General features: G+C 49.9%; 14 protein-coding genes. 8 read left to right on the top strand and 6 right to left on the bottom strand.

Annotation, left to right across the window (positions count from 1 at the left end; translation table 11 throughout):
- Positions 1 to 19: 19 nt before the first annotated feature.
- Positions 20 to 2074 carry a sodium-translocating pyrophosphatase gene (locus AB1I50_RS11330; RefSeq protein WP_407724108.1) on the bottom strand — a complete coding sequence of 685 codons (2055 nt, stop codon included), beginning with the start codon at positions 2072 to 2074 and terminating at the stop codon, positions 20 to 22.
- A 356-nt stretch (positions 2075 to 2430) separates the two neighbouring features.
- Here AB1I50_RS11330 and AB1I50_RS11325 point away from each other — a divergent pair, with 356 nt between their 5' ends.
- From AB1I50_RS11325 to hslO, 3 genes are read left to right on the top strand one after another with little or no spacing between them, the layout of a single operon-like run.
- The gene (locus AB1I50_RS11325) at positions 2431 to 2730 is read left to right on the top strand and encodes a YerC/YecD family TrpR-related protein (RefSeq protein ID WP_407724107.1); all 300 of its coding nucleotides are present in this window, start codon (positions 2431 to 2433) and stop codon (positions 2728 to 2730) included.
- Complete coding sequence (locus AB1I50_RS11320) at positions 2730 to 3473, top strand: class I SAM-dependent DNA methyltransferase (protein WP_407724106.1); 744 nt, start codon at positions 2730 to 2732, stop codon at positions 3471 to 3473. The genes AB1I50_RS11325 and AB1I50_RS11320 overlap by 1 nt, the downstream gene beginning before the upstream one ends.
- Positions 3474 to 3488: 15 nt before the next feature.
- Positions 3489 to 4373 carry an Hsp33 family molecular chaperone HslO gene (gene hslO / locus AB1I50_RS11315; RefSeq protein WP_407724105.1) on the top strand — a complete coding sequence of 295 codons (885 nt, stop codon included), beginning with the start codon at positions 3489 to 3491 and terminating at the stop codon, positions 4371 to 4373.
- A 40-nt stretch (positions 4374 to 4413) separates the two neighbouring features.
- Here the strand turns inward: hslO and AB1I50_RS11310 are convergent, their stop codons facing one another.
- From AB1I50_RS11310 to AB1I50_RS11300, 3 genes are all read right to left on the bottom strand, one after another.
- Positions 4414 to 6144, bottom strand: coding sequence for a dockerin type I repeat-containing protein (locus tag AB1I50_RS11310; RefSeq protein WP_407724104.1), 1731 nt, complete (start codon positions 6142 to 6144; stop codon positions 4414 to 4416).
- 180 nt (positions 6145 to 6324) lie between these two features.
- Positions 6325 to 7671 carry a LuxR family transcriptional regulator gene (locus tag AB1I50_RS11305; RefSeq protein WP_407724103.1) on the bottom strand — a complete coding sequence of 449 codons (1347 nt, stop codon included), beginning with the start codon at positions 7669 to 7671 and terminating at the stop codon, positions 6325 to 6327.
- Positions 7672 to 7784: 113 nt separating this feature from the next.
- On the bottom strand, positions 7785 to 7964 hold the full coding sequence (locus AB1I50_RS11300; RefSeq protein WP_407724102.1) for a DUF1540 domain-containing protein: 180 nt from the start codon (positions 7962 to 7964) through the stop codon (positions 7785 to 7787).
- Positions 7965 to 8099: 135 nt separating this feature from the next.
- Between AB1I50_RS11300 and AB1I50_RS11295 the strand changes: the two genes are divergently transcribed.
- Together AB1I50_RS11295 and AB1I50_RS11290 are read left to right on the top strand one after the other, a co-directional pair.
- Positions 8100 to 8447 carry a hypothetical protein gene (locus tag AB1I50_RS11295; RefSeq protein ID WP_407724101.1) on the top strand — a complete coding sequence of 116 codons (348 nt, stop codon included), beginning with the start codon at positions 8100 to 8102 and terminating at the stop codon, positions 8445 to 8447.
- Positions 8448 to 8510: 63 nt separating this feature from the next.
- Positions 8511 to 10712, top strand: a complete 2202-nt coding sequence (locus AB1I50_RS11290) for an SF1B family DNA helicase RecD2 (RefSeq protein ID WP_407724100.1) — start codon at positions 8511 to 8513, stop codon at positions 10710 to 10712.
- A 358-nt stretch (positions 10713 to 11070) separates the two neighbouring features.
- Here AB1I50_RS11290 and uvrA read toward each other — a convergent pair whose 3' ends face one another.
- On the bottom strand, positions 11071 to 13899 hold the full coding sequence (gene uvrA, locus AB1I50_RS11285) for an excinuclease ABC subunit UvrA (protein WP_407724099.1): 2829 nt from the start codon (positions 13897 to 13899) through the stop codon (positions 11071 to 11073).
- A gap of 479 nt (positions 13900 to 14378) precedes the next feature.
- On the bottom strand, positions 14379 to 15806 hold the full coding sequence (mgtE, locus tag AB1I50_RS11280; RefSeq protein WP_407724098.1) for a magnesium transporter: 1428 nt from the start codon (positions 15804 to 15806) through the stop codon (positions 14379 to 14381).
- A 322-nt stretch (positions 15807 to 16128) separates the two neighbouring features.
- Between mgtE and feoB the strand changes: the two genes are divergently transcribed.
- Genes feoB through AB1I50_RS11265 form a run of 3 tightly spaced genes read left to right on the top strand, consistent with a single transcriptional unit; the run spans position 16129 to position 21209 of the window.
- Positions 16129 to 18477, top strand: a complete 2349-nt coding sequence (feoB, locus tag AB1I50_RS11275) for a ferrous iron transport protein B (protein ID WP_407724097.1) — start codon at positions 16129 to 16131, stop codon at positions 18475 to 18477.
- On the top strand, positions 18478 to 18624 hold the full coding sequence (locus tag AB1I50_RS11270; protein WP_407724096.1) for a FeoB-associated Cys-rich membrane protein: 147 nt from the start codon (positions 18478 to 18480) through the stop codon (positions 18622 to 18624).
- On the top strand, positions 18621 to 21209 hold the full coding sequence (locus AB1I50_RS11265; protein ID WP_407724095.1) for an NYN domain-containing protein: 2589 nt from the start codon (positions 18621 to 18623) through the stop codon (positions 21207 to 21209). Before AB1I50_RS11270 ends, AB1I50_RS11265 begins: the two co-directional genes overlap by 4 nt.
- Positions 21210 to 21688: the final 479 nt, after the last annotated feature.

The raw sequence follows: 21688 nt of genomic DNA, 5'->3' as shown, positions 1-21688 counted from the left end.
TGTTGCCTTAAGTTTTTTATCAGAAATTGAGCAGTCCTGCTCCGTTGTTTACCGCCAAAAACGCCGCGGCAAATACGAGCGAAACAATCGTCATCAGCTTAATCAAGATGTTGATTGAAGGACCTGAGGTGTCCTTGAACGGATCGCCTACGGTGTCGCCTACGACAGCCGCCTTGTGCGCCTCGGAGTTTTTGCCGCCGGGCGAACTCTCGATATACTTTTTGGCGTTATCCCACGCGCCGCCTGAGTTAGACATAAATATCGCGAGCATTACGCCGGTAATCAGCGAGCCTGCGAGAAGTCCTCCAAGCGCTTCAACGCCGAGCAAATATCCGACCAAAAGCGGAGCGATTACCGCCATAACGCCGGGGAGAATCATCTCTCTGAGCGCAGCGTGAGTGGAGATTGAAACGCATTTTGAGTAGTCGGGTTCCTCGTCGCCCTTAAGAATTCCGGGCTTTTCTTTGAACTGGCGTCTTACCTCGGCAATCATTTTATTCGCCGCTTTTCCGACGCTGTCCATGGTGAACGCCGAGAATAAAAACGGAAGCATTCCGCCGATAAACAAGCCTGCTACTACCTTCGGTGACAAAATCGACATTCCGCTGCCGGCAATTCCCGCGGTTTGAGCGAACGAAGCGAACAGCGCAAGTGCTGTAAGCGCGGCTGAACCGATTGCAAAGCCCTTGCCGATTGCGGCAGTTGTGTTGCCTACGCTGTCGAGCTTGTCGGTAATTTCTCTTACCTGCGGATCAAGCTCGCTCATCTCGGCAATACCGCCGGCGTTGTCGGCAATAGGACCGTAGGCGTCAACCGCGATTGTCATTCCGGTTGTGGAAAGCATACCTACCGCGGCAAGCGCGATTCCGTAAAGGCCTGCGCCTTCCTGAGCCATAATAAAGTACGATACCAAAATACCCAAAACAATAAAGATAATCGGGATAGCCGTGGATTTCATTCCGACGCCGAGACCGCTGATAATATTGGTTGCAGAGCCGGTTTTTGAGCTCTCGGCAATCTTTTTAACCGAACGGTAACGGTCGGAAGTATACATCTCGGTAAGCTTGCCGATTGCCGTTCCCACAACAAGCCCGGCGAGTACGCAAATAAACGGATTAAACGAGTTAAACATAACCTTGCTGAGAACTCCGCCGCAGACAATTACAAGTCCTGTGGCGATATATTCACCGAGGTTAAGCGCCTTTTGGGGATTGGAGTTTTTGCCGCCCCTGACAAAGAACACTGCGATTATCGAGCCGATAATACCGATTGCGCACAAAATCATCGGGAAAATCGCGGCGCTCATTCTGCTCTCGCCGCTGAAGCACGCAAAAGCAAGTGTGATGGCGGATACAATAGAGCCGACATAGCTTTCAAAAAGGTCAGCTCCCATTCCTGCAACGTCACCGACGTTATCGCCTACGTTGTCGGCAATTGTCGCCGGGTTGCGCGGATCGTCCTCGGGAATACCGGCTTCAACCTTGCCTACGAGGTCGGCGCCTACATCCGCCGCCTTGGTGTAAATTCCTCCGCCTACGCGCGCAAACAGCGCGATTGACGAAGCTCCGAGGCTAAAGCCCGTGAATACATTAAGCATTTCGCTGTTATTTACCAAGTTGAACATAGAATTAAGTACAAGGAAAATCGCGCCGAGACCTAAAACGCCGAGTCCGACAACGGAAAGTCCCATAACCGCTCCTCCTCTGAACGCAATTCTCAGAGCTTTGTTCATTCCGCTCTCTTTAGCGGCATTTGCGGTGCGGACGTTTGCCATTGTCGCAACCGTCATACCGAAATATCCGGCAAGGGTCGAGAACAACGCGCCTAAGATAAAGCACAGCGCTGTTCCCCAGTTAATCACAAAACCGATTGTGACAAACAGCACAGCGGCAAAAATCACGAGGATTTTATATTCGGAAAACAAAAACGCCCTCGCTCCGGTGGAAATTGCGGAAGAAATCTTCCTCATCCTCTCGGTACCCTGATTCTGTTTTCTGATGTAAAGCGACAAATAAAGTGCAAAGCAAAGCGCAATTGCACCTGCGGCGATTGGAACAATTAACATCCAATTCATTAAACCGACTCCTTTCAAACGGCTAAAAATCTAACATTTTGCCCGATTTTTAATTATATCTGCTTTATTATACCATAACTCCAACGGAGTTATGGTATAATCAGCCATCGCCCGTTGTCGCGAAGCGACAAACTGGACGGGCAATACAAATTTAGTATAATAACTGTATTTGACAGTTATTATACCATAAATATTATCAACAATCAAATATTTTTGTTAAAAATATTCATTGATTTGAATACAAAATCAAGAAAAAATACATTTAAAATAAAAAAAATTTTCCTTTACTTTTACACTTTTGTATGTTAAAATTTTAGAGTATGAAAATCTTTTGCCAAATAACGGAGGAGCAAATTATGAACTCTAAGCTCAAAAACGACCAGACTGACTTTCTTTTTGACGCAATCCTGTCCCTTAAAAACAAAGAGGACTGCTACCGCTTTTTTGAGGATTTGTGCACAAGCGCTGAGCTTAAGGCGATGTCGCAGAGACTTGTCGTGGCAAAAATGCTGACCGAGAAAAAGGTGTATACCGAAATCGTCAAGGAAACCGGCGCTTCAACCGCCACAATCAGCCGCGTTAAGCGCGCTCTGTTTGACAACGACACCTACGGCTACACCCTTGTGCTCGACAGAATTCCAAAGGAAGATAAATAATGCAGGGCTACCAAAGCCTGTCGCGATATTACGACCTGCTGATGGAGGATGCGCGTTATCCCGAACGCGCAAGGTATATCCTCGAAATTTGCAGGCGCTTCGGTCACGAGCCGGGGCAAATCTGCGATTTGTGTTGCGGAACAGGCAGCCTTACGCGCGAGCTTAAAAAACTCGGCGCGGATGTGTTCGGCGTTGACGGAAGCGTTGAAATGCTCTCGGAAGCGGCGCAGAGGGGTTATAAGGAAGATATAAACATTTTGTATGTAAATCAGCTTATGCAAAAGCTCAGTCTCCCCTGCCCTGCCGGTACCGTCGTTTGCACGCTCGACAGCCTTAACCATCTCACCGATGAAGCAGAGCTAAAGCAGACCTTCAAAGCGGTGTGCGAAAACCTGAACAGCGGAGGGCTGTTTATTTTTGATATGAACACACTTTACAAGCACAGGGAAATCCTCGGAAATAACGATTTTGTTTTAGAGGCGGATAATGTGCTCTGCGCGTGGCAGAACGTGCTGTGCGAGGATGATATCGTCGAGATTACTCTCGACTTTTTTGAGGAAGAAAAAAACGGACTGTACAGCCGCTGCTCGGACTATATTACCGAGCGCGCCTACAGCCTTGATGTAATAAAAAATCTGCTTACGGAATCGGGCTTTGAAGTGCTCGGCTGCTTCGGGGACTTGACCTTTGAAGCTCCTAAAGACGACGAGCAGAGGGTGGTTTTTACTGCCGCAAAGAAATGATAAAGAGGAAGATTTATGGATAAAATTATACGCTGTATCACAAGCGACGGCGCGATTATGGCTTCGGCAATCGACGCGTCGGACATAGTATTTACCGCCAAAAAGCTGCACAACCTAAGCCGCAGCTCTACCGCGGCGCTGGGCAGGCTTTTATGCGCCGCCTCAATTATGGGCAATATGCTGAAGCAGAAGGATGCGTTCATTAACCTGCGTGTGCTCGGTGACGGCGAGATGGGTGCGGTTGTCGCGGTTGCCGACAGCAGCGGCAACGTTCGCGGTTATGTTGAGAACCCGGACTGCAAAACCGAATATTATCCCAACGGCAAAATCAACGTCGCTCAGGCGGTCGGCAAAAACGGAAACCTCAGCGTTATGCGCGACTACGGAACGGGTGATCCGTACATCGGTCAGGTTGAGCTTGTCAGCGGTGAAATCGCCGAGGACATCACAAACTACTTTGCGACTTCCGAGCAAATCCCGAGCGTATGCGCCTTGGGAGTGCTTGTTGACAAAGAGGACGGCGAGGTTCTGCTCGCAGGCGGACTGTTAATTCAGCTCCTCCCCGGCGCCTATGACGAGGCGATTGACAAGCTCGAGCAAAACGTTCAGAAGCTTGAACCCGTCACCACAATGCTCGCAAAGGGTATGAGTATTCTCGACATTTGCAAGACGGCTCTTGACGGCTTTGAGGTTGAGGTGCTCGACGAAAATCCTGTAAATTATGTTTGCTCCTGCTCGCGCGAAAAGCTCGAGAGGTACTTTATGACTATGAGCGACGACGACATCCGCTCAATGGCGACCGAAAAGGGCTACGCCGAGGCGGTCTGCCAGTTCTGCAACAAGCGTTATGAGTTCTCTAAGGACGATTTGGAAAAGCTGATTGAAGAAAAAAATTCATAAAATTTGGGACTTGGAAATTGCTTCCAAGTCCCTTGTTGTTTTACTTCTTTTTAAATTCCGTGATTTTGCCTGCGGCAAACTTTTGAATCATTGCCGCGTCGAGCGTATCGACATTTCCGTCGCCGTTGACGTCGCACAAAGCTTTCTGTTCAGCGGTGAGCGTAACTTTGTCAACCGCCGCCTTTTGAACAATGCTTGCGTCGAGGATATCAACATTTCCGTCGCCGTTGGCGTCTCCGGTTACTCCCTGATCGTCCTTAATCTCCTCAAACACCGCGCAAACATATCTAAGCGGCTCGCTGTCGCCGGGAACAACCGTCACGCCGGGCTTGTAGGTATAGCTGATGCCGGTCGAAATAACGTCTCCCTCGTACTTCGGAAGCTCATCCCCCGGTCCCCATTCAATGCGGACGTGATACCAACCCTTGAATTTATAACCCTCGTCGGGCTTAGCCTTAACGGTAATTTCGTCGCCCTTCCAGAACGCGACAACTTCTCCGATAGAAACATAGTTATTGCCGTCCTTTGGCTTGATATATCCATCGTCGTTCCAACTCGGGGTGTATTCAACGGAAGCCTTGCCGCCGTCAGCAACCCAAACCTGAATTTGGTCGCCTTGGCGCTGAACTCCGGTGTACTCAAACTTGGCGCAGATATACGGATAATTATATGAGTTGAAAACATAGGGATTTTCCGTTGTAATCAGCTCGTCGGTGAACATTTCATCATATGAAGAAGCGTTCACGTCGCCCTTGTACCAGCCCTTGAAAATATATCCCGATTCAGAAATTGCTGTCAGCGTTACCTCAGCGCCTTGGGGAACACCGTAAGGCTGAGTCCAGTCGCCATCGTATTCATCGCTCCAAAAATCAACTTGTCCGCCCTCGGTGCTGAGCACGTGAATATAGCTCATATCGTCAAAGGTAGTTTTCGGAACGACAACGCTGATTTTCAGCCTGAGGTAATCTACGCCGTCAACGGTCTTTGAACCGGCAAAAAGAGCACCGCCGTAATTTACAATACAGCCGTCAAAGTGGTCAAAGCCCTCGTCGATTCCATCGTACGGCTTACCTGTCTTTTCAAAGGTATAGCCATCGTCAGCCCTGATTGTAACCAGCATATAATAGCCCTTGTTTTCCTCAAAGTCAACGTCGTATACCTCAGTTGTGTATTCATTTGGACTCTTAATCCAAACCGCGTTTTCAAGCGAGCAGTTCTCGCTGTCAATTTCAACCTGAGGCGGCGAGGTTTTGCTGTTTGTACCTGCCGTGGGAACGGTGACGGTAAGCTCAACCTCGTCAATAACTCCGCCTACGGGAGCGCTCTCGTCAACCGTGACGAGCTTGTAGTTGACAACATAATTTGTAACTCTGGCTATCCAGCCCGAAACAACATATAGGTTTTCCCAGTTGTCCAAGTCGCCTATGACAATCGCGTCGTCACTCTGCTCATAGTAAACATTGCCAAAGCTAACCTTATCGACAACGGCGTAGGTGTTGGCGCTGAAGTACTGCGAATAATCCGCGATATCGCCGTTTGCTCCCGCGATAGTCCTTACCCTATCCTCAAACTCGGCTTTTTTCTGAGCTATGTACTCGGAAAGCTCCGCGCCTTCGGGCAGCTCTTCGGTCTCGCTCGAGCTGTAGTTGAACGTAACGCTGTTCTTTTTAATTTTTCCGTCCTCGGCGGCGGATACCGAAACCATACCTACAGACAGCACGCTGATAATCATAGCCGCGGCGAGCACGATACTAAAAATTTTCTTTTTCACATTGACACATCCTTTGCATAAAATTTGCAACTATATTATACAATAAATGCGTCTGTCTGTGGTGAAAAAGCAGGGGTAGTTTTGGGATAGGCAGGGATAAAAATATGTTTATATTTCTAATAAATAACAAAAGCCGGCTCAATTCCATCGGAAAAGAGCCGGTTTGATTTTGTATGTATTTCAGTGAGCGGAACGGTAAACCGTCTTAAGCTCAACTCTGCTTTTGCAGCCTGTCTTTTTCAGCAGGTTACGCACGTGGAATTTAATTGTGTTTTCCGAAACGCAAATCTCCTCTGAAATCTCCTTGTTCGTCTTGTCGTCAAGCAAAAGTCTGAGCACATCGCGTTCCCTTGCCGAGAGGTTGTAATTGATTGAAAAGTCGTCAAAAATTTCTCTCTCGTTTTTGCTATGCGCTGCCGGAACATACATAATTTGGAACAGCCTGATAAACAGGAAAACCGAGCCGATAAACAGCACCGCGGCACATACCACAAGCGCAAGCTCGCTGCCGGACATAAGCGCGTTAACCTCCGAGCCGAGCGAATCGCCTACCTTTCCGATTAACAGCCCGAAGCCTGAAAGGTAAATTACACTTTTGTCCCTTACGATGTCCGAAAACAAAATCACGCGGTAAACCGAGTAAAAGCCGAACGCAAAATATCCAATCGCCCAAAACACCGCCGTAGAAATAAGCTCTCCCCTGAGCGCCAAGACGATGAACGGAATCACCAGCGCCGCCAACGCGCAGACCGCGCCGTATTTGCGGCTTTTGTCCGTTACAAAGCCTGCGGCGATTAAACCCACAGCGTAAAACAGCCGTGAAAACTCAACCCTCAAGCCGCCCTGAACCGCAGAAGCCGAAAACGCGAAGCCGATGTTATTTACAAGGCTGAACAGCAAAACAACTCCGCCGCAAAGCAACAGCAAACGGCTGAGCTTGATTTTTGGTTTACTGTCCGCCGTAATTTGCTCACTCTCGGAAGGCTGTGCTTTTATGAACGCCGCGCCGACGGACAACGCCGCCAAAACGGAACATATAACCAAAACGCCGTTCCCGTAGTACAGCGAACCGCCGCCGATAACCGACAACAGCCACGAGCCGATTGTCGCCGCGCCGTAGCCGAATCCGAACAAAGCCGCGCGGTGTTCTCCGCCGTTCTCCGCAAGTTCATAAAGATAATACCCTGCAATCACTCCGCACAAAAGGCTGAGCAGCAATCCGAAAACCGCCGAAAAAGCAAAGCTTCCCGACAGTATCGCAGGAAACAGACAGGCGGTATATCCCAATGTAGAGATTATAAAAATCAGCCTCGGACTTTTCCGCTTAAGCTTCAACAATAAAGCAAAAATACCGATTCCAACCGCCTGCAAGGCATATCCTGCAACGGTTGACAGCTGATAAGAAACGTCCGCGGAGGTCAGCTCCATAAGGCGGTACATCCAAGCCAAATGCCCCGTTGACGTGAGCAAAAAGCCTAAAAAAATAAACGCCGTAGTTTTGAAAACAGAAAGGCGAAATCCTTTCATAAATCTCACTCCAAAAACTTTGTAGTTTCATTATAGCCCAACGGCGGTGTATTTTCAATATCTTTTTAAAACAGCAAGGACTTGGCATTAACCAAGCCCTTGAAATTTCTGTTTTAGCAGCTTTCCTGCTTCGGCATAAAGCTTTGGCAGTCGGTGCAGGGAACGACGGTCGGGTCGCTCTCGTGAGTACCGACGGTGATTTTATCGAGCGAGCAGTAATCTCTTGTCTGATGATGGTTTTTACAGCTTGTTACGGTGCACGCAATGCACTGGTTAGCATAAGTGTTCTCCATAATTTTCACCTCTGAATTTGGAATTTTTCCGTTTTGGTAAGCACCGTTTAGGTGGTTACGTTATTAGTATTTGCGCAAACATTAAATTTATCACAAATTTATTTTGAAAAAATAAAATGTACCGAGGTGCTTTTTATGTATGTATTTTCTTCGGTAATTATGGTAGTTTTCGCGGTTATTGGTATTGTTGCGCTGGTTCGGGAGATTTGCCTGCGACTTTTTTCTTCAAAAGAAAAAAGCACGGTAATCATCGTAACCCCCGTAAGCAAAACCGACGAGCCTGAGTTTGTGCTCAGAGGAGCGCTGTCGCGCCTGCGCTGGGGCGGAAAGTGCAGGGATGTTTCCGTCTGCCTTAACATGCCGCTAAATTCCGCTTCAAAGAAAATCTGCCGCAGCGTGTGCGAGGAATACGGCTTTGGCGGACTGATCACGCGCGACGAAACGATGAAAATTATCGAACAAAGCAGCAATAAGACTTGTTAAAATCGGCATATGGGTTTATAATATATTTGATAAATAAACTTTTAATTCTATTAAGGAAATATTATGGACAATCAGGAATTGCTCCGTTTGCAGGGAACGGTAGAAAATATTGTATACAGAAACGAGGAAAACGGCTACACCGTGCTCGAAATTATCGGCGGCGACGATTACATAACCGCGGTCGGCTCAATGCCGCAGGTTAACGCCGGCGACAACGTGAATTTGCTCGGTTATTTTACCAATCACCGCAGCTACGGCAGGCAGTTTTCCGTAAAAACCTGCGAGGTCGAGCGGCCTTCTCAGGCGGCGGATATTCTGCGTTATCTCTCCTCGGGAGCAATCAAGGGTATCGGACCTTCAACCGCGAAAAGGCTGGTTGAGGAGTTCGGAGACGCCGCGCTCGATGTAATGGAAAACGAGCCGGAAAGGGTGGCAAGGCTGAGGGGAATTACTCCGAAAAAGGCGGTTGAATTTTCCGAACAGCTAAAGGCAAATGCCGGAATAAGAGCGCTTATGCTGTTTTTGGGCGAGTACGGAATTTCGAACACCTCGGCGGTAAAAATCTTCAACGTATACGGCGGACGGAGCGTTGAGCAGATTAAGCAAAACCCGTACATACTCTGCGATCCCGAGTTCGGCGTTAGCTTTGAAAGCGCCGATTTCATCGCGAAAAAGGAGTCGTTTGAGCCCGACAGCGAGCTGAGAATCCGCGCGGGACTTGTCTATGTGCTAAAGCACAATCAGGGCAACGGTCACACCTGCCTGCCGAGGGAAAAGCTGGTTCAGACGACCTCAGGATTTTTGAAAATCGAAGCGGAGCCGCTCGAAGAAATCCTTGACAAAATGGTGTTTGACCGCAGCTTGATTAAAGAAAGCATCGACGGCAAGGAGTTTATATTCACGCCGAAAATGTATGACACCGAGCTCAACAGCGCTTCGAGGATCAAGCTGCTTTTGGGCTTTCCTGCCGATAAAATAACGCAGCTTGACGACGCGATTTCCGTTTGCGAAAGCGAGCTTGAAATTGAATACGCCGACTTGCAAAAGCAGGCAATAACCACCGCGCTGACCTGCGGAATAACCGTGCTCACCGGCGGCCCCGGAACAGGTAAAACAACCACGCTCAACGCGATTATCAGGATTTTGCACAGCCGCGGCCACAAGGTACTTTTGGCTGCTCCTACAGGCAGGGCGGCTCAGCGTATGAGCGAGGTGACGGGCTTTGAGGCAAAGACCTTGCACAGACTGCTCGAAGTAAGCTGGGACAAGCGCGACAACCCGATTTTCGGCAAAAACGAGCGCAATCAGCTTAAATGTGACGCGCTGATTGTTGATGAGGTGTCGATGGTGGACTCCGCGATTTTCGACAGCCTGACAAGGGCGCTTCCGCTCGGATGCAGGCTGATACTTGTAGGCGACAGCGACCAGCTTCCGTCGGTAGGCGCAGGCAATGTGCTCGGCGATTTGATTGACAGCAAGGCTGTGCCGGTCATCAGGCTTAACGAGATTTTCCGTCAGGCGCAGCAGAGCCTAATAGTCACCAACGCGCACCGCATTGTAAAGGGCGAAATGCCTTTGCTTAACGCGACGGATAAGGATTTCTTTTTTCTAAAAAGGAATATTAAATCCGAGGTTACGGACGTTATTACCGACCTTTGCGTTAACCGCCTGCCCAAGGCGTACGGCTACTCGGCGTTTGAAAACATACAGGTGCTCTGCCCCTCGAAGAAGGGCGAATTGGGCACGGCGGAGCTCAACCACAAGCTTCAATCCAAGCTCAACCCGAAAGCCGACGGCAAGGCTGAGGTAACAATCGGCTCGCGCGTGTTCAGAGTCGGCGACAAGGTTATGCAGATTAAAAACAACTACGACATCCGCTGGGAGAAGGACAACGGCGAGATTGGCGACGGAATATTTAACGGTGACATCGGCATTATCCGGAGCATTGACCGCAGGACAAAGTCGCTTGTAATCGCGTTTTACGACAAAACCGCGAAGCTTAGCTTTGAGGCGGCTTCCGACCTCGACTTTGCCTACGCCGTGACGGTTCATAAAAGTCAGGGCAACGAGTTTGACGCGGTGATTATCCCGATGTTCCCCGGCCCTCCGCAGCTTTATTACCGCAACCTGCTCTACACGGCGGTAACAAGGGCGAAAAAGACCTTAATTCTCGTCGGAAATCCGCAGACGGTTGAGCTGATGGTAAACAACAACCGCCAGACAAAGCGCTACAGCGCGTTGAAGGAATTTTTGTGCAGAGTTTAGTGTTTAGAGTTTAGAGTTTAATTACTTATAACAAAAAATTTGAATAAAATTTTCGGCTCCTCCGCTGCTTACGCAACGGGGGAGCCTCAGTTTGTCGAAAAACGATATTTTATAAAGAAAATGGCAAATTATTAGGTTATGCTGTAGGGGCGGACCCATGTGTCCGCCCGAGCTGCTTTTTCCTATCTAACCATATCCGCCATGGAAACGTAGAACTTCCTGTCCCGGGCGCACACGCGGGTGCGCCCCTACGATTATGTCAAATATTGACGTGAATTAATCGCGTTTGGACTTTTTCTACAGTCAGAGGCTCCTCCACTGCTTACGCGACGGGGGAGCCTTCCTTATTCCTTATTACTTATTCCTTCCCCAGCAGTGGTTTCAGGTATTCGCCCGTAAAGGACGTTTTTGACCTTGCCACCTGCTCGGGAGTGCCCTTGGCGATTACCTTTCCGCCCATATCTCCTCCCTCCGGTCCGAGGTCGATAATATGGTCGGCGGTCTTGATTAAGTCGAGGTTGTGCTCGATTACAACAACCGTGTTTCCGCCGTCAACAAGCAGCTGCAATACGTCAACAAGCCTGTGAACGTCCGCGATATGCAGACCTGTGGTCGGCTCGTCGAGAATATAAATCGTCTTGCCGGTACTGCGCTTTGAGAGCTCTGTCGCGAGCTTAACGCGCTGAGCCTCGCCGCCCGAAAGCGTTGTGGCAGGCTGACCGAGCTTGATATAGCCCAGCCCTACGTCAAAGAAGGTTTTGAGCTTGCGGTAAAGCTTCGGGATGTTCGAGAAGAAGTCCATAGCTTCCTCAACGGTCATCTCGAGCACGTCGTTTATGTTCTTGCCCTTGTACTTAACCTCGAGAGTTTCGCGGTTATAGCGCTTGCCCTTGCAGACCTCGCACGGCACGTAAACGTCGGAGAGGAAGTGCATTTCAATCTTGATAATGCCGTCGCCCTGACAAGCCTCGCACCTGCCGCCCTTTACGTTGAATGAAAATCTGCTCTGGGTAAAGCCGCGCATTTTTGCGTCGTTGGTTGTCGCGAAAAGCGCGCGAATATCGGTAAACAGACCTGTGTAGGTCGCAGGATTTGAACGCGGAGTTCTGCCGATTGGGCTTTGGTCAATCTCGATAACCTTGTCGAGGTTTTCAATGCCCTTTATCTCCTTGTGAGCGCCCGAGGTGGTCTTTGCGCGGTTAAGCTCGCGTGCGAGGGTTTTGTATAGCACCTCGTTGATAAGTGAGCTTTTGCCCGAGCCCGAAACGCCGGTTACGCAGACAAGCTCTCCGAGCGGAATTTTAACGTTTATATTCTTAAGATTATTTTGAGAAGCGCCGATAATTTCAAGATATTTTCCGTTGCCCTTGCGTCGCTTTTCGGGCACGGGAACGCTCCGCTTGCCCGATAAATACTGACCTGTAACGCTCTGCTCACACGCCTTGATGTCGTCAACCGTGCCGGTGCAGACAATCTCGCCGCCGTGAATTCCGGCGCCCGGTCCTACGTCAACAATGCAGTCGGCGGCGTACATAGTTTCCTCGTCGTGCTCAACCACGATAACCGTGTTGCCGAGGTCGCGCAGGCGCTTTAGGGTATTGAGCAGCTTTTCATTGTCGCGCTGGTGAAGTCCGATACTCGGCTCGTCGAGAATATAAAGCACGCCCATCAGTGAGCTTCCGATTTGCGTTGCAAGGCGGATTCGCTGGCTTTCTCCGCCCGAAAGCGTGCCCGAGCTTCGTGACAGCGTGAGGTAGCTAAGTCCTACGCTTTTGAGGAAGTTCAGGCGCTCGATAATCTCCTTGATAATCTCGGCGCCGATGATTTTTTCCTTTTCGCTCAGTTCAAGATTTTGGATGAACTCGAGCGCGTCAACAACGCTCTTTTTGCAGAGGTCGGATATATTAATTCCGCCGACGGTAACGGCAAGGCTTTCCTTGCTGAGCCTCTCGCCCATACACTCGTCGCAGGGGATTTCGGTCATATATGTGCGGATTTCGTCCTTAATCCAGTTGCTTGACGTCTCGCGGTAACGGCGGTCGAGGTTGTTGATAATGCCCTCAAACGGCTGCTTGTAGGTGCCGCTTCCATAGGCGGATTTGCGCTCGATAGTCAGCTCCTCGTCGCCTGTGCCGTAGAGGATTTTGTCCACCGTTTCCTTGGGGATGTCCTTAATCGGCTGGTCGAGCCCGAACTTGTATCTGCGCGCAAGCGCTTCCATATACATAGCCGCGATTGAGCTGCCCTCAAGCGCCCAGCCGCTGCCCTTAATTCCGCCGCCGCGGATACTTTTATTCCTGTCAGGAATTATTTTGTCCTCGCTGATTTTCAAAAAAACGCCCAAGCCCGTGCACTTTGGGCACGCACCGAAGGGGTTGTTGAACGAGAACATACGCGGTGTGAGGTCGTCAATGCTGATGCCGTGCTCGGGGCAGGCGTACTTTTGCGAGAAGGTGACGTCCTCGCCGCCGTCAAAGTTGACCATAACAAGTCCGCCGCTCAGCTTTGAAGCGGTCTCAATGCTGTCGGAAAGGCGCGAGCCAATCTCGGGCTTGATGACAAGGCGGTCGATTACGACCTCGATATTATGCTTTTTATTTTTCTCTATAGGAATTTTCTCCTGCAAATCGTAGACAATTCCGTCAACGCGAACGCGCACAAAGCCCGACTTTCGAGCGCTGTCGAGCACCTTTGCATGCTCGCCCTTACGCCCGCGGACTACCGGCGACATAACCTGAATTTTAGTGCCGTCGGGGTACTCGGTGATTTTGTCCACAATCTGATCGACGGTCTGCTGGCGGATTTCCCTGCCGCAGACGGTGCAGTGAGGCACGCCGATACGCGCGTAGAGCAGACGCAGATAGTCGTAAATCTCGGTAACCGTGCCGACGGTAGAGCGCGGATTTTTCGAGGTGGTCTTTTGGTCGATTGAGATTGCCGGCGACAAGCCCTCGATGCTCTCGACATTCGGCTTGTCCATCTGTCCGAGAAACATTCTGGCGTAGCTCGACAGGCTCTCAACATACCTGCGCTGACCTTCGGCATAAATTGTATCGAACGCGAGCGAGCTTTTGCCCGAGCCGGACAGTCCGGTGATAACGACAAGCTCGTTGCGCGGAATTTCAACATTAATATTTTTAAGGTTGTGCTCCTTTGCACCCTTAACGATTATTTTTTCATGTGCCATAAGCCATTCCCCACAAAAATTTACTAAGGTTATTTTACCACATATATTTTTAAAAATCAACAGAATTTTCGAAAGTGCGTTCGATTATTTTTAATTTAAAAAAAGAAACCTCAAACCCCGCCGCCTGCTTATAGAAGGCCTTTGTTCAAGGCGGCGTGGTTTGAGCTCTTAAGGTATTGACTACCTCAAAATTATAATATCATATAAATATGTTTTTGGCAATACGAAAATTAAAAATTGGTATTTATTATACGTTTCTGTTGATATTAAAAACGTGGCGTTAAAGGGTAATCCGCCCCCTCCGTCATTTCGCAAAGCGAAATGCCACCTTTTTCTGGCGAAAACGGCAACCCTTTTGTCACTTCGTGACATTTCCCCTAACAGGGGAATTTCCCGTAGCTTTGCGACGGGGGAGGCTTTAAATCTTTAATCAAACGTTTCCTCTTAATAATTAAACTCTAAACTCTCAACTCTAAACTCTATCCCAAGTGCAGCATATTTATCAGCAAAATCCAGCTAAGTCCGTAGTAGGTTACAACCGCCACAAGGTCGTTTACGGTTGTAATCAACGGGCCCGAAGCCACCGCAGGGTCGACCTTAATCTTTTTAAAGAGCAGCGGAATGAGCGTTCCGACCGCGCTTGACACTGCCATTGCAACGAGCAGCGCAAAGCCGATACAGCCCGACACGGCAAATGAAAATCCGGCGTCGTGGTGCTTGATAAACATAATATAAAGCCCTACGAACAAAACGGAAATTACGCCGAGGATAAGTCCGTTAAAAATACCTACTCTCGTTTCCTTTATAACGAGCCTGAACTTCTGCGAGAAGCTCAAATTTTCATCGGTCAGCACACGGATCGTCACCGCGAGCGACTGAGTTCCGACGTTACCTGCCATATCCAAAATCAGCGACTGGAACGCCATAATCAGCGTGAGCTGAGCCACTACCTTCTCGAATGAGCCGACAACCGCCGAGACTATAATGCCGAGACCGAGCAACGCAATCAGCCACGGCAGGCGCTTGCGGATACTCATAAGCAGAGGTTCTTTTAAATCCTCCTCCGCGGTAAGACCTGCCAGCCTTGCATAGTCCTCGCCCATCTCGTCGTCAACAACCTCAATCAGGCTTTGGGCGGTGATTACGCCAAGCAGCGAATTTGAGTTGTCAAGCACGGGGATTGAAGCCTCGGAGTAGTCCTTCAGCTTTTCGATACAGTCGTCAATGCTCTCGTGCGCGTAAACGTACGGGAACGACGTCACGATTAAATCCTCCAAAGGAACACCGCTGTCGGCAGTGATTAAGTCTTTAAGGTCAATCGCGCCGTAGTATTCCTCGTTTTCGTCGGTGACGAAAAGGGTTGAGATATTGTCGTTCTTCTTTGCCTGGGCGACAAGCTCCCTCATCGCCTCTTTAACGCTCAAATTCTCGCGGATAACAATGCAGTTGGTGGTCATCTTGCTGCCGATTTCGTCGTCGTCGAACGACGCGATAAGTCTGATGTCCTTCTTGACCTCGGGGTTGAGCTCCTCGATAATCAGCAGCCGCTTTTCCTTGCCGATTTCCATTAATATATCCGCCGCGGCGTCGGTTTCAAGGTTCGACACAACCTTTGCCGCCTTTTTCAAGTCCATCTCGTTTAGATACGCGCCGGCTTCGCTTTCGTCGAGCCTTTCGAGCGCGTCGGACAGCATATCCGCGCCTAAAATTCGGTACAGCTTTTTGCGCTCCTGGAGCGTAAGGCTGTCCATCGCCTGAGCGATGTCGCTTCCGTGGTAGTCCCCCAACTTTTCAAGAGCCGCCTTTGGCGAATAATTGCCCTTGATTACGCGGATAATCTCGCTCTCATAGTCGGGTTTTTCGGTCTGAACAAGAGTGTTGTCGTTAATATTTTTTTCCTTTGCCATAACTTCCCTCCGTTATCGAAATTATGATAGAAACGGTTCGGACACAAAAAATCCCCCTGAAATTCAGAGGGATAAACGGCAATACAAATAAGCGGTTACGCGGCGCACAGCCGAACGTTCCGCGGTATTTTGCACTGTCGAATTCGCCCTCCGGGACCGTAACTGTCGCTGCTGGTCACGCAACTCACCTCGCTTGTTGTTTGATGGTGACATTATAGCATAAACCGGACTGAAAGTCAATTTTATGATTAAACTATTAACTTGATTATCCCCCTAAAGTATGGTAAAATTAGCCTGAACTAATATTTGAGGAAGATAGGACATGACGACGTTAAAAAATATAAAAATCGGGCAGACCGCGCGCGTTGTAAAGCTAAACGGCGAGGGCGCTTTAAGACAGCATTTTTTGGATATGGGCGTTATCCCCGGCGCGGAGATCACCGTGGTAAAGTACGCTCCCTTGGGAGACCCTGTGGAGCTGTTAATTCACGGCTACAAGCTCACGCTCAGAATTGACGACGCGGATAAAATCGAGGTTGAGCCTGTCGATAAAAAGGCGGAGGCTCCAAAGCCTAAAAAGAAGCATAAAAAAGCCGCTCACCCGGGACTTGGCGAAGGCGGAAGGTTCCACGAAAAAGGCAGCGAAAATCCTCTCCCCGACGGCACTCAGCTCACCTTTGCGCTTGTCGGCAACCAAAACTGCGGAAAGACAACTTTGTTCAACCAGCTGACCGGAGCTAACCAGCACGTCGGCAACTTCCCGGGAGTTACCGTAGACCGCAAGGACGGCGTAATTAAAGGTCATCCCGATACGCTTGTTACCGACCTGCCGGGAATTTACTCGATGTCGCCGTATTCGAGCGAGGAAATCGTATCGCGCAACTTTGTGCTTGAAGAAAAGCCAAAGGCGATTATAAATATTGTGGACTCAACAAACATCGAGCGCAACCTGTACCTGACGATGCAGCTGCTCGAGATGGACGTGCCGATGGTAGTAGCGCTCAATATGATGGACGAGCTGACCTCAAACGGCGGTTCAATCGACGTAAACGAGATGGAGCTGCGGCTCGGCGTGCCTGTAGTGCCGATTTCCGCAGCAAAGAACGAGGGCGTTGACGAGCTTGTGCGCCACGCCGTGCACATCGCTCATTATCAGGAAAAGCCCGTACCGCAGGACTACTGCGACTCATCCCATAACGGCGGCGCGGTTCACCGCTGCCTGCACGGAATAAGCCACCTGATTGAGGACCACGCGAAGAAGGCAGGTATCCCCCAGCGCTTTGCCGCGAGCAAGGTGATTGAAGGCGACGAGCTGATTATTAAGGCGCTTAAGCTCGAGCAAAACGAGCTTGAAATGATAGAGCACATTGTTTTGCAGATGGAAAAGGAACGCGGACTTGACCGCTCGGCGGCGATTGCGGATATGCGCTTCGGGTTTATCGAGAGGGTATGCTCCGCGGCTGTGACCAAGCCGAGCGTGAGCAGGGAAAGCCTGCGTTCGGAGAAAATCGACAAAATCCTGACCGGCAAATACACCGCCGTGCCGATGTTCATTTTGATTATGGGCTTGGTGTTTTTCCTGACGTTCAGCGTAATCGGCGGAAATTTGCAAAAGCTGCTCGGCTTGGGCGTTGACAATCTGACAAGCGTTGTTGACTCCGCGCTGACAAGCGCAGGCGTAAACGACGTAATCCACGGGCTTGTAATCGAAGGAATTTTCAAGGGCGTGGGAAGCGTGCTGAGCTTTTTGCCGATAATCGTGACGCTGTTTTTGTTCCTGTCACTGCTCGAGGACAGCGGATATATCGCGCGTGTGGCTTTTTTTATGGACAAGGCTCTGCGAAAAATCGGACTATCGGGCAGGAGCATTGTGCCGATGTTAATCGGCTTCGGCTGTACCGTTCCTGCGGTTATGTCAACCCGAACCCTGCCGAGTGAGCGCGACAGAAAAATGACGATTTTGCTCACGCCGTTTATGAGCTGTTCGGCAAAAATGCCGATATATGCGTTTTTTGTAGACGCATTTTTTCCGAAATACAAGTGGCTGATTATGCTCGGCTTGTACATTCTCGGAATTTTAATCGGAATCGGAATGGCGCTGATTTTCAAAAGCACGCTGTTCAAGGGCGGCGCGGTGCCGTTCGTAATGGAGCTGCCAAACTACCGACTGCCCGGTGTACGCAACGTATCGCAGCTTTTGTGGGAAAAGGCTAAGGACTTCCTTTCAAGGGCGTTCACGGTAATTTTAATCGCGACAATTGTAATTTGGCTGTTGCAGAGCTTTGATTTGCGGTTCAGGCTCGTGAGCGACCCGGGCGAGAGCATACTGGCGAAATTTTCGGGACTTCTCGTGCCCGTGATGAACCCCCTCGGCTTGGGAGACTGGCGGATTTGCACCTCGCTGATAAGCGGATTTATGGCGAAGGAGAGCGTTGTTTCTACCTTCAACGTGCTGTTCGGCAGCAACGTCGGTACAGTGCTCAATTCCGCCTCGGCGGTTTCAATGCTCGTTTTCTCGCTCCTGTACACCCCCTGTGTGGCTTCAATCGCCGCAATCAAGCGCGAGCTCGGAGTGCGCTGGTCGCTGGGAGTAGTGGTGTGGCAGTGCTTTATCGCGTGGATTGCCGCGAGCATTGCTCACCTGATTATGATATTGATTACAGGCGGTTAAATGAATATTTTTGACATTTTGATTATCGCGGCAATTGCCGTTGTTGTGATTATCGCGGTGATTGTGATTATAAAAAGAAAAGGCAAAGGCTGCAGCGGCTGCTGTGACGGCTGTTCGGCAAACTGTAAATACAGAGATAAACAATGAAGAAAAAGATAACTCTCGGAATTCTCGCGCACGTGGATTCCGGCAAAACCACCCTGTCCGAGGCTATGCTCTACTGCTCGGGCAGTATTCAGCGGCTCGGCAGGGTTGACCACAAAAATTCATTCCTCGACACGTTCGCGCTCGAACGCTCGCGCGGAATTACAATATTCTCAAAGCAGGCGGTGTTCCCCTTCGGCAACACCGAATTTTACCTGCTCGATACCCCGGGACACGTAGATTTTTCCGCCGAGACGGAACGCGCACTCAGGGTGCTCGACTATGCGGTGCTTGTCATCAGCGGAACAGACGGCGTTCAAAGCCACACTCAAACGCTCTGGAAGCTGCTGAAAAAGTACAATGTGCCGTGCTTTATCTTCGTCAACAAAATGGACTTGGACGGCGCGGATAAGGACGAGGTTTTAAAGCAATTAAAGCAAAAGCTCAGCGACAACTGCGTCGATTTTGAAAGCCCCGACACCGAGCAGTTTTATGAAAACGCCGCGCTGTGCTCCGACGAGCTGTTAAACGAGTATTACGACAGCGGAAAGCTGAGCACGGAGAGCATTTCGCGCGAGATAAAAAGGCGCAAAATCTTTCCGTGTATGTTTGGCTCGGCGCTGAAGCTTGACGGCGTAGAGCAGTTTATGAACTGCCTTGACCGCTACGCCGAACAGCCCGAATACCCTGAGGAATTCGGCGCGAAGGTGTATAAAATTTCCGAGGACAGCAAGGGCGCACGGCTGACGTTTATCAAGGTCACGGGCGGAGCGCTGAATGTCCGCGAGGTTCTAAAAAGCGAAAAGAATGTTGACGGCGAAAAGGTCGGGCAAATCCGCATTTACTCGGGCGATAAATTCACCCAAACCGACCGTGCCGAGGCAGGCACAGTCTGCGCGGTTACGGGCATTTACTTTGCGCGCCCGGGCGACGGCTTGGGAATTGAAAAAAGCGCAACTCAACCGTTTTTGGAGCCTGTGCTGACCTACCGCCTTGAACTCCCCGATGGCATTGACGCGCACACCGCGATGCAGAAAATGAAAATGCTCGAAAATGAGGATCCGACCTTAAACGTAGTGCTCAGCGAACGCGGAGAAATCCTTGTTCAGCTGATGGGCGAAATTCAGCTCGAGGTTTTGCAGAGCATAATACAGGAGCGCTTTGGGTTTGAAGTAAATTTCGGTAAAGGAAATATAATTTATAAAGAAACGATAAAAAACACCGTCGAGGGCGTGGGACATTTTGAACCCCTGCGCCACTACGCCGAGGTTCACCTGATATTAAAGCCGCTCAAAAGCGGAAGCGGTTTGGTGTTCAAATCCGACTGCCGCGAGGACAGCCTTGACAAAAACTGGCAAAGGCTTATCCTCACCCATTTGTACGAAAAAACTCACGTCGGAGTGCTGACGGGCTCTCCGGTTACGGATATGGAAATTTCGCTTGTATCGGGCAGGGCTCACGCAAAGCACACCGAGGGCGGCGACTTCCGCCAAGCTACATACAGAGCCGTCCGTCAGGGCTTAATGACTGCCGAAAGCGTACTGCTCGAGCCTGTTTACGACTTCACTTTGGAACTTCCGAATGAATGTGTCGGCAGGGCGATGACGGATATTCAGCGTATGAGCGGAACAATCAACCCTCCCGAACAGCAGGGCGATACGGTGATACTGACAGGCACAGCGCCTGCTTCCGAAATGCGCGGTTACACGCGCGAGCTAAACGGCTACTCAAAGGGCAGGGGCAGGCTGAGCTGTTCGCTAAAGGGCTACGAGCCTTGCCATAACGCCGATGAGATTATCGCGGAGTTCGGCTACAATCCCGAGGCTGACACCGACAATCCCTGCGACTCGGTTTTCTGCTCTCACGGCGCAGGGCATAACGTAAAGTGGGACAAGGTGCGCGGATACATGCACCTGCCGTCCGCTCTTGAAAGCACCGCGAAGGCTGAGGAAGTCACCTACAGCGCGGTTGAAACTCACACGCTTGACCGCTACAAAAACGAAAAGGACATCTTTGCTCTCGACAAGGAGCTTGTCAGGATTTTTGAGCAGACCTACGGCAGTGCGAGCAAGTCAAAGCAAAGCGCGGTTAAGCGGCATTTTAAAGCGGAAAACATTCCGCAGAAGTCAAAGGCGTACAAAAAACCGCCGAAGCTTGACGGCACGGAGTATGTGCTCGTTGACGGCTACAACGTGATTTTCTCGTGGGAGAACCTCAAAAAGCTCAGCGAGGGAAGCATTGACACCGCGAGGAACGCGCTGATAAATATTCTCTGCAACTTTCAGGGCTACCGCAAATGCGAGTTGATTTTGGTATTCGACGCGTACCGCGTGCCCGGCAACCGCGAGATTGAAAAGGTAAACGGCATTACAATCGTCTACACCAAGGAAGCCGAGACCGCCGATATGTACATAGAAAAGGCGTCGTACAAGCTTGCAAAAAACAACAAAGTCCGCGTAGTGACCTCGGACGGAATGGAACAGCTTATAATATTGGGCAACGGCGCGCTGAGAGTACCGTCAAGCGCGTTTTATGACGAGGTTAAGCAGGCAGAGGAAGAAATCAGAAAAATCATTTCAGAGAGTTAAGAGTTTAGTGTTTAGAGTTGAGAGTTGAGAGTTTAATAGTAGGGGCGTTCTTAGCACAACGGCAACCCTTTTGTCACTTCGTGACATTTCCCCTGATAGGGGAATCACCCGTGTGTCCGCCCGATAAAAAGCCTCCCCCGTTCAAAAAAACGGGGGAGGTGGCATTTTGCTTGCAAAATGACGGAGGGGGCAGACGTTTCCGCAAACGACACGTTATGAAATGCAACGGATAAATCGCGTTGGCACATACGCCGCCCCCTCAGTCAGCTAAAGCTGACAGCTTTTTCTGGCGAAAACGGCAACCCTTTTGTCACTTCGTGACATTTCCCCTAACAGGGGAATTTCCCATAGCTTACGCGATGGGGGAGCCTTTAAATTTATAACGAACGTTTCCTATAAATAATTAAACTCTAGCTAACGCATGGGTGTTGTTACCCAAATCAAAGATTTGGACAACACCTCAAAACTCTAAACATTAA

The sequence above is a fragment of the Ruminococcus sp. NATIVEDY161 genome, from assembly GCF_045819895.1.
Lineage (GTDB): Bacteria > Bacillota > Clostridia > Oscillospirales > Acutalibacteraceae > Ruminococcoides.
This window is presented reverse-complemented; position numbering and strand designations above follow the sequence as displayed.